This window comes from Halomonas llamarensis, from assembly GCF_023555005.1.
GTDB lineage: Bacteria > Pseudomonadota > Gammaproteobacteria > Pseudomonadales > Halomonadaceae > Vreelandella > Vreelandella llamarensis.
In genome coordinates this window covers 44,271-52,084 of sequence record NZ_JAMJPJ010000024.1, presented here as the reverse complement: position 1 = coordinate 52,084, position 7,814 = coordinate 44,271, and the positions used below count along the sequence as shown (strand labels likewise).

Annotated in this window: 9 protein-coding genes; 7 read left to right on the top strand and 2 right to left on the bottom strand. The window is 49.7% G+C overall.

All coding sequences use genetic code 11. The features are described 5' to 3' along the window. Positions 1 to 207 (top strand): hypothetical protein (locus M8006_RS13240; protein ID WP_250082977.1); only part of this gene is annotated, 207 nt, incomplete at its 5' end. After that, on the top strand, positions 108 to 509 hold the full coding sequence (locus tag M8006_RS18415) for an acyl-homoserine-lactone synthase (RefSeq protein WP_430886829.1): 402 nt from the start codon (positions 108 to 110) through the stop codon (positions 507 to 509). The genes M8006_RS13240 and M8006_RS18415, both read left to right, overlap by 100 nt. On the opposite strand, the gene M8006_RS13235 is transcribed toward M8006_RS18415, so the two are convergent. Both M8006_RS13235 and M8006_RS13230 read right to left on the bottom strand, forming a co-directional pair. Beyond that, on the bottom strand, positions 466 to 1,251 hold the full coding sequence (locus M8006_RS13235; RefSeq protein ID WP_250082975.1) for a helix-turn-helix transcriptional regulator: 786 nt from the start codon (positions 1,249 to 1,251) through the stop codon (positions 466 to 468). The two genes, M8006_RS18415 and M8006_RS13235, sit on opposite strands and share 44 nt — an antisense overlap. 262 nt (positions 1,252 to 1,513) lie before the next feature. Continuing rightward, the gene (locus M8006_RS13230) at positions 1,514 to 2,371 is read right to left on the bottom strand and encodes a DMT family transporter (protein WP_250082973.1); all 858 of its coding nucleotides are present in this window, start codon (positions 2,369 to 2,371) and stop codon (positions 1,514 to 1,516) included. A 99-nt stretch (positions 2,372 to 2,470) separates the two neighbouring features. Between M8006_RS13230 and M8006_RS13225 the strand changes: the two genes are divergently transcribed. The 5 genes from M8006_RS13225 (at position 2,471) to M8006_RS13205 (ending at position 7,803) form a co-directional block, all read left to right on the top strand. Then, on the top strand, positions 2,471 to 3,379 hold the full coding sequence (locus M8006_RS13225; protein WP_250082972.1) for a LysR family transcriptional regulator: 909 nt from the start codon (positions 2,471 to 2,473) through the stop codon (positions 3,377 to 3,379). 82 nt (positions 3,380 to 3,461) lie between these two features. Next, entirely contained in the window at positions 3,462 to 4,412 is a 951-nt protein-coding gene (locus tag M8006_RS13220) for an Rpn family recombination-promoting nuclease/putative transposase (protein ID WP_250082969.1), read from the top strand. Positions 4,413 to 5,162: 750 nt separating this feature from the next. Next, positions 5,163 to 5,687, top strand: coding sequence for a helix-turn-helix transcriptional regulator (locus M8006_RS13215; RefSeq protein ID WP_250082968.1), 525 nt, complete (start codon positions 5,163 to 5,165; stop codon positions 5,685 to 5,687). Positions 5,688 to 5,730: 43 nt separating this feature from the next. Beyond that, the gene (locus M8006_RS13210) at positions 5,731 to 5,913 is read left to right on the top strand and encodes a hypothetical protein (RefSeq protein ID WP_250082965.1); all 183 of its coding nucleotides are present in this window, start codon (positions 5,731 to 5,733) and stop codon (positions 5,911 to 5,913) included. Between the two features lie 900 nt (positions 5,914 to 6,813). Beyond that, positions 6,814 to 7,803: a virulence RhuM family protein/type II toxin-antitoxin system death-on-curing family toxin gene (locus M8006_RS13205; protein WP_250082963.1), complete on the top strand. Its 990-nt coding sequence runs from the start codon at positions 6,814 to 6,816 to the stop codon at positions 7,801 to 7,803. Positions 7,804 to 7,814 lie beyond the last annotated feature (11 nt).

The window sequence follows — 7,814 nt, the reverse complement described above, 5'->3', positions numbered from 1 at the left end:
AAGATGGCCGAGCCAAAACGCCTGCATAGCATTGAGTTCTTGGACCATGAGGATCTCCTGGATAAAGAATGCCTCAGTGTGATCAGCAAAACTCAGGTTGAGAAGATGTGGTTAGTGGCGCGCTTACTAAATATACATGGGAGGCCTCGCGGTTTTTTATTACTCCTGATAAATTTCACTTTTATGATAAAAGAAGTATTGATATAAGAACACATGCTTTATTTATAAGCATGATAGACTTTGGTATGGAGAGAGGGATTGCAAGCTATGAAGTGGTTGTTGATGAAATGATGGTGCGTATCTTAAGGATGTGTGGATGGCCCCTCAATGTTCTCAATACGGGTACTGGGTCATTAAGCGAAAAAGTTTATTACGGAAATCTTCCATGCTGTTCGAAGGCGCTTGAAAAAATTATGTTTATTGCTAATAAACATAATAAAAATTGCGATGCGCATAGTTACTCTCTCAAATCAAGTTCATGCGTAGAGCCTTTGTCATCGCTTGCTTAATATTAACTGAATCCAATTTTTTAATTATATTCTGAGCATGGAATTTAACAGTCCTTTCGGATATGCTTAGTATCAAAGCAATTTCTCCATAGGACTTGCCCATTGCAACCCAGTGTAGGCACTCGGCTTCCCGCTCTGTAAGGCGTTGGTAAGGTTTTAACCTAGCAAGGTTTGGACGTTGTTGGTGAGCTATGTAGCTAATAGTAGATATTAAATATGAGTAATTCTGCACAACTTTTTCAAACTCTAAATTTTCTTTGCTAGCTGCTAAATGCATTGATCCGAAAGCGCAACCGGGCTCATGTACTGGAACAGTAAATCCCTGCTCAATGCCATATTGAGCCGACATATTAAATATTTGGTTTGATTCATTGTCTCTTCTTAAGCTATCCTCCCAGAAAAAAGCTGAGGAGGTTTTTGAAGAGTGATTAATTATAGGATCCTTACGATATAGAGCATGCGATTCATAGAGTTTTACCCAGTCCTTCGGATAGTTGCCCAAAATGACCGCCTTATCTGCCTCTGGAGGTAGATAGCCCACATAGACATAGCTGAAGTGAGCGATTCCTATTTTTTCAAAGGCCCAGGAAAGCACTTCTGTATATTCGTAGGCCCCTTTGCCAATGTTGTGCTGAATTTCAGTCAGAAGATAATGACCAAGATCATGTACTGGTCGCCCATCTGCTTGAAACATAGAGCCTTTCATTATCTCAGTAGAGCCAACTTGTTTAGTTCCTGTCACGCTGCATCCTCCACGGCCAGCTCGTTATTATAGCTACTTGAACTTACTAATATGGTAGCATGCTTTTATTTCACTACATGTAGAGTAATGAATATACAATTCTGTTATAAGCTTAGTTTTTATTAGAAAGAATAGGTCCTTGTCGTTGTTCTGTTAATAGGAGTTCATCCACGATGCTTCGCCCCCTTCTCTCATATGCCCTTAAAATTAGTTAATTATGGACGTTATGAGGGCTTAAACATCTCACAATATAAAAAAGCCTTTAACAACAGTAAGGTGTCTGCCCCCCCCCCGCCAAAATCATCACCATCGCCACAACTGAAAGCAATATCCCCACCATACTGGCACTGTTAACCCTTTCCCTACGCACCAGCGAGCCAAATACAACCGGTATCAGTGGGTACATCGACACAATCACGATGCTGATAATGGCTAGCTGTCCTTCCCGCGATATCGCATACAGCGTGAGCCCCAATGCACTGATACCGCCCGCTGCAGTTGCCAACGGTGGAAAGCGCTTTCGTGCTGGGTGTGCGTATTGATAAAAGGGCAGACAACATACGGCGCCGCTGAGCATGCAGAGTGCTATCCCATAGAAAGCGCTTGGCTCAGGCACTTGGCCAAGGAAGTGGAGCTGCAAGGCAAACCCTAAGCCTGCGCCTAAACCCAATAGCAGGCCCGCTCTGGTGCTGCTATTCATCCGCATTTTGCTCGGTTTACCCCCGCCTGCCGTTAACCAGATAGCGGGCAGGACTAACATAACGCCTAGCCATACCCAGGCATTGGGTCGCTCGCTAAGAAAAACCAACGAGAGTCCAAGAGCGATGGTCACCATCGCGACCGCGCTAACAGGCACCACGATGGCAAAGGGCGCCCGGGATAACCCCTGGTAAAGCAGCCATGCCCCAAGGGCGGAGCCGATGCCCGCCAGTGCGCCCCATATCCACACGGTTGGCTCCCAGGTGGAAAAGAGCAGTGCTCCGGCAAAGCCGACAAGCGCGCCGCCCAGATGGGTGTAAAACGCAATATTGAGCGACGGGTAAAAACGGGCGAGCAGGCCATTGATAAAGTGCGTACTGCCGAGCAGCACCATGGCGTTTAGCGCCAGGACGATAGACATGCGGGCTCCTGGTCACGATGATAAGGGAAGGGCCAGCATAGAAGCCGCTAACATGCCGCTGGAAACTCAATTAGGTCATGGTCGCCATGAGGAGTTGTGATGATCAGAGGGGCGGATATCTCCATTGCCCAACTTCGCGCGCTGATTGCCGTGGCGGAAGCGCAGTCTTATACCCGTGCGGCGGAGCGCCTTGGCGTTAGCCAATCGGGTGTGAGTCATTCCATGCAGGCACTGGAGAATCTGGCAGGTGGCCCGCTGATCATAAAAAGCCCAGAAGGGCTGGCACCCACCGCGCTAGGAGAGTTAGTGCTTACTAGCGCCAGGAAAGTGGTGGGTGAGCTTCAGGTATTAAGCCAGCAAGTAGGGCGGTTTCATAACGAGGCGGATGAAACGCTGAAGATAGGTGTTATTCCCAGTGCGTTATCTGGCTGGTTGTCGCCCCTGCTTGCGAGCTTTACGAGCCGCTACCCGGATGCCATTAGCCTTGTTCTGGAAGGGATGGAAGAAGAGATAAAGGAGTGGGTGGAAAGCGGCGTGATCAACATGGGCATCACAACCGATGTCTCCCAGTTGAATCTCACCTACTGGCGTGAGCACTTTGATTGGCAGCTATTAAAGAAGGACGAGATTGTTGCCGTACTGCCCGCAAACCATCCACTCACCAAACAAGCCAGCGTGACGGTGGCGGAACTGGCGGAGCACCCGCTTGTTATGTCGTCAGGCGGTTGTGAAGCGCTTATCCAGCAAATATTTGCCCACTCGATGGAGGAGGTCGATACCTTCCAGGTGGATTTCTGGGTACGTGATACGCGAACGTTATTACAGATGGTCGCTGGCGATGTGGGCGTGAGCCTGGTGCCCACATTGGCGTTAAATGATAAGCCAATGGCTAACGTGGTCATGCTGCCGTTATCACCCCGACGTGACCGGAACCTGATTGCCTTTTGGCCTAAACGGCAGCCGCTGAATCAGGTTGGCCAGCAATTACTGAGTGAATGCAAAGCTTAACAGGCCCTTCATTATATCTTGTGAATGTATTACAGGGAGATGAGCATGGTAATCTGTCTTGTAACGATTGGCAGAGGTCTCCATGGTCAACAACCATCACGATACCGGCTACAAAGAGCTGTTCAGCTATCCTGAGTTTGTGCAGCAACTTATCGAAGGCTTTGCGCCCGCCGAGATTGCTCAGTTAATGGACTTTTCTACTCTGAAAAGCCATAGCGGCAACTACATTACGCCGCTGTTCGAAGAAAAAATTGATGATGTGGTGTGGTCAGTCAACGTCAACTGGCAGGGCGTGACCCAAGAGGTGTATCTGTACATCTTGTTGGAGTTTCAGTCCTCTGTAGATCGCACCATGCCGGTTAGGCTGATGCACTACGCCGCTTGCTTTTACAGTGAGTTGCTCAAGCAGAAGATCATCACGCCCGGCCAGGGATTACCGCCGGTGTTTCCATTAGTGCTTTATAACGGTTCAGAACGCTGGACAGTATCATTAGACCTCTATGACATGATCACTCCGGAACCGCCGGGTCTCCTACAGGTCTACCAGCCACGGATGCGTTATTACTTGGTCGATGAAGGGCGCTATACTGATGAACAGTTAGGTTTGGTACAGTCGCCGCTAAGCGGGGTGTTCAGTATCGAGAAGGCCTCCACGAATCGCCAGGGGCTGCAGCAAGCCGTGGATCGGATCGTGGCGATTATTCAGGCTGATCCTCACAAAGAACGTATCGACAAGATTATTACCCGCTGGCTTAAACGCCACCTGCAGCGGCTCGGGGCTGAGGTCGACCTCAATCAGCTCAACAGTTTGGTGGAGGATAAAGACATGTTGGCAGAAAATTTGGAAAATTGGGCTCAGCAAGAACGCCAGGAAGGCGAAAGGCTGGGTATTGAGAAAGGTGAGAAGCTGGGTATTGAGAAAACAGCCCGTAATCTGCTCAAGCTGGGAGTGCTTAGTGACGAGCAAATTGCAGAAGCGACTGGTCTAGCACTAGATGAAGTGGCGAAGCTGCGCATTGAAGGTAAGCGCTGATCTGCTTTTACTCTCGTATCCCCGATTCGCACATAAATGAAAGGGCAGTCCGAGTGGTTGCCCTTTCTGTTTTTGGGCGCTGATGATGGCAGACATTTCCCATGCTATGAAAGAACTTGATGCAATGGTTCATATTCAGTAATGAACAGCTATTTGACGTGAATCATTAGTGCGCGCTCCAAACAAGCTGGTGTGACCGGAACCTGATTGCCTTTTGGCCTAAACGGCAGCCGCTGAATCCCGTGGGCAAGCAACTCTTGGAGGCGTGTTCAGGATATAGCCAATAGGCTCACCTATAATGATCAAACAATCTGTTGGGCAAACCTTGCATTAACGGATATTTTTTCTTAATTTTTATTAGGGTTAAGAGTCTCTCGAGCCTACTTATTCAGATAAACGTCGGTAAGCACATGAACTGCTGCACACTGGTTGTCGATTGACAACCTTTGGGGGTGACTTCATACTCAGAGGTAAATAATGACTCGTCCGGCACATCCGAAAAAAGAGATTGAAACTGCTCTCAAACATGCGGAAAGAGAGGGCTGGCGAGTTGAAGTCGGCGGTAGTCATGCTTGGGGCAAAATTTACTGCCCCTATAATGATGATGAATGCCGCTGCGGTGAGTTTTGTATCGCGAGCGTGTGGAGTACACCGAAAAATCCCGGCAGCCACGCCCGGGCAATTCGGAGAGTGGTGGACAAGTGCTCGACCCACAAGCGTCGAGACGAAGCGGAGCCGGAGGGTTGAAGAATGGAATATATTTTTACGCTGAAATACCAACTGGCTGACAGTGACGCCGACCTAGATGCGCTGGTGGAGCGTTTGGGCGCTGCCGGTTGTGATGATGCTCTGGTGGGCGTGGGGCAGCCGGGCCGCTTGGCGCTGGAATTCTCTCGTGAAGCGGGCAACGCCGAGGACGCGGTTCGAACGGCACTGGTTGACGTTAAAAGAGCGATCCCTTCCGCGCGGCTGATCGAAGCCTCACCGGATCTTGTAGGTCTGACGGATGTAGCAGACGTTGTGGGTATTTCCCGACAGGCAATGCGCAAGTTGATGCTTACCCACCGAGCGACGTTTCCTGTGCCGGTTCACGAAGGCAGTGCCTCAATCTGGCACTTGGCGGAGGTGCTTGACTGGCTGATGTCCCGAGGGGGCTACCAAATTGATGTTGGCGTGCTGGAGACTGCAAAAGTGGCATTGGAAGTGAATATAGCCAAAGAGGGGATTCGCCATCCGGTTCGTAGCCGCGGGGAAATGGAGTTGCTGACCGCGTAGCCAATAGCTCAATCAGCTCAACAGTTTGGTGGAGGATAAAGACATGTTGGCAGAAAATTTGGAAAACTGGGCTCAGCAAGAGCGTCAAGAAGGTGAAAAGCTGGGCATTGAGAAAACAGCCCGTCATCTGCTCAAGCTGGGGGTGCTTAGTGACGAGCAAATTGCTGAAGCGACTGGTCTTGCGCTAGATCAAATGGCCAAGCTGCGCAATGAAGGTAAGCGTTGAGCTGCTTTACTTTCTGTATTCCTGATTCATGCATAGAACGAAAGGGCTGTCCAAGTGACGGCCCTTTCTATTCGAAGAATCCATCTCACTGGCCCATAAGCCGAATAAAAACCTTAATCGGCTCATAATATGATCTGAATAGATGGGTTAGCCGGCACATGTATGTTTGGAAACAACGCAACGGGTCGCCTTTTTAACCGAGCAACTGCGCGCGCGCAGACTCAAAGCCTTCACGTAACGGGCTCTGTTCGGCCCCCAGGCCTTCAACGCAATAGCTGTTCAAAAACTGCCGTCCGGCAAAGAGCTTCCGTTCAGTCTCGGTCAGCTTGGCTTCCTCGCAGAGCCCATACCCAGCCAAGTCATGGCGACGGGCACTTTGCTGGATAGCAGGTAACCCCAGCGACTAGCAAAGATGAGGTAGGCGTAATCGAAGGTGCCAATCAGCGCTGAAGGGGTGATTTTACATTCGGACAGGCTCCGGAATGACCAATAAGCAACCCAAACAGTATTGGCAGCGATATTAATGACGTGATGACATAGGCACGCCAGGACGGTGCCAGAAAAGGCGCGGGATAGGGCGTCTTACGGGTGTTAGCGATAGACTCATGTCTCGGTATCCGACTGGAGTCGGCATAGATCAGGTGCATTCCTGATCATACCCATGCTTGTGCCTGCTACTGCTGACGTTGGTGGTGATGGTTTTTGTGCGTTGAAGTGTCCACTTTTATTTGGCAGGATTATGATGATATAAATATGTATAAATAATCAGTTATTTGATAAGGTTATACTTTATCTCTGATAACAGGCGTGCTTGGGTAGGCAAAGGTGAATACTGCTGCATTGAGTGATGCTTGCTTTGGAGATGCATGGAGCTTGATGTAAACCTGGGAGGCAACACTCATGAATGACCAGCAAATACAGATATTCACCAGCGAAGATGGGCAAGCACACCTAGAGGTGGCCCTGGAGCAAGAGACCGTTTGGTTGAGCCAGGCGCAGATGTGTGAACTGTTCGGACGCGAGCGTTCGGTTATTACAAAGCACATTCGCAATGTTTTTAAAGAGGGGGAGTTGGAGCGAAATTCAGTATGTGCAAAAATTGCACATACTGCCGAAGATGGCAAATCTTATCAGGTTGATCACTTCAATCTTGATGTCGTCATCTCAGTTGGCTACCGCGTGAAATCTAAGCGTGGTGTGCAGTTCCGTAAGTGGGCCACAGATGTACTCAAACAATATCTGGTCCAAGGCTATACCCTAAACCAGCGCCGCTTAACCGAGCGTGGCATAGAGTTTGAACAGGCGCTAACGCTACTCAGCCGCACCTTGACCAATCAGGGCCTGGTTTCAACAGAAGGCGAGGCCGTAGCGCGTGTAATTAGCGACTACGCGCGTTCCTGGAGCTTGCTGCAAGGTTATGACGAACAACAATTAACCGAGCTAAACATCAAGCAGCCCGGTATGCACTCGCTGGAGCTGGAAGAAGCCTTGGCAGCCATTGGTGAGTTAAAGCAAACCTTGATCGCCAAAGGCGAGGCAACCGAACTGTTTGGGCAGGTGCGGGGCGACGGTTTGACATCAGCCTTGGCCACCATTGAACAGGGCTTTGGCGACGAACTGTTTTACCCCAACGTAGCCACCCGAGCGGCGCACCTGCTTTACTTTGTGGTTAAAAACCATCCATTGGCCGATGGAAATAAGCGCTGTGGCTCGTTTCTGTTTTTGTGGTACCTGCGCCGCAACGCGTCTTTACTCGCCCGGCCCGTCGAGCAACTGATCAACGACAACACCCTGGTGGCGTTAGCGTTGTTAGTGGCTGAAAGCCTGCCCGATCAGAAAACGCTGATGATACGGTTGATTGAGCATTTTATACTGCTGAAAGAAGGCTGATCACCGAGCTA